Annotated in this window: 1 protein-coding gene; it reads right to left on the bottom strand. The window is 48.4% G+C overall.

Translation table 11 applies throughout. The features are described 5' to 3' along the window. Nucleotides 1–278 precede the first annotated feature (278 nt). Nucleotides 279–1,091, bottom strand: coding sequence for a DUF559 domain-containing protein (locus VJ464_30425; GenBank protein HKQ09476.1), 813 nt, complete (start codon nt 1,089–1,091; stop codon nt 279–281). Nucleotides 1,092–1,243: the final 152 nt, after the last annotated feature.

The raw sequence follows: 1,243 nt of genomic DNA, 5'->3' as shown, positions 1-1,243 counted from the left end.
GAATACAAGAACGCTGAAGTCCCACCATACCCACTTAGCACGGTCGTGAGCGCGGAGCCAGATCGGCAAAGAAAGCGCCAGTGCCGGTAGGAGGTGATAAAACCAGAGCCTGAGGTAGATGTCCAACCTTCCCATTTACTTATTTCAATTCGTCCCTGAATAATTCGATGGGTGGCCTAACGCCTGCGTTCAGCGGGGCCGTGAGCGGCCTCACAAGCAGCCACTAGAGCTGCGCGGCGCGGCCTCCGCTGCAACGCCTTGTTAGGTCGCCTTGGCCGCTACTGTGATACAGGAGGAAGTCTTTGCCCTGTATCAATGTCGAATCCCTTGATAGCTTCTACTGCACACGAGATAGGATTATTATAAATCTCTGATCCAGTAAATCTGAATACCTTATAACCTAGCGATTGAAGAACTCGGTCTCTACGCTTATCGCGCGCTGCTTGATACTTTGTTTTTTCGTGAAAAGCATGGCCATCGCATTCCAGGATAAGGTTCTTTTGAACAGGTGTATGGACTGCCAACTCTGGGCGGGTGATCATCACCACGTTACTGTTTGGAATCTCCTCCTCTGCTTCGTCTGGATAATCAGTTTCTATGAATTCGTAGGTCAAAAGAAAGTCAACTCGATACTCTCCCATTTGTGCCTGTGGCACAATCGTGAGCATTGCAGTGGTAGAGTTAGAAGGGTGCTTACCCTTTTCAAGGGGCCACAACTGAGAAAGGTACTTCGGCTTTAAGTTGATACCAATCCCGATTTTTGAAGATACAGTAATAAGTGCAGCAAGCATGATACGCTCTATTGGGCTCTCACATTCACTCAAAGCTTCATGAATATCCCGATGTACGATACCAATGTAGTTATATGACATCGCCCTCGTGGCAATCTCCAAAGCTTCCTGTTCATCTGGGGCATCCATCTTTGGGTGAATGTTCTCGATCCATTTATCCAAGCTTTTTCCAATCAGGTATCGGAAGGGGTACTCCTCTCTTTCAACGAGTTCGTATTCAGGGTCTTCGGTTTCGATTGCCTTACGTAAAGCGCGCCGTAGCGGGCCTACATGCATCTCAGATGATTTCTTGGTAGTCATATGCTATTTCTTAGAAGTGGTCTCATAAATAGCTCGTCCTGCTAAGATCAGCAGCTATGGCAAGACGAGAAGAATTGACCGATGAACAATGGGCGATTATCGAATCACTCATCCCACTTCCAGCCCGTCGTGAGGACGGGCGCGGTAGGCCG

This window comes from Blastocatellia bacterium (assembly GCA_035275065.1).
In the GTDB taxonomy this organism is placed as follows: domain Bacteria; phylum Acidobacteriota; class Blastocatellia; order UBA7656; family UBA7656; genus DATENM01.
Note: the sequence above shows the minus strand (reverse complement) of the source record. Positions and strands in the feature narration are given on the sequence as shown.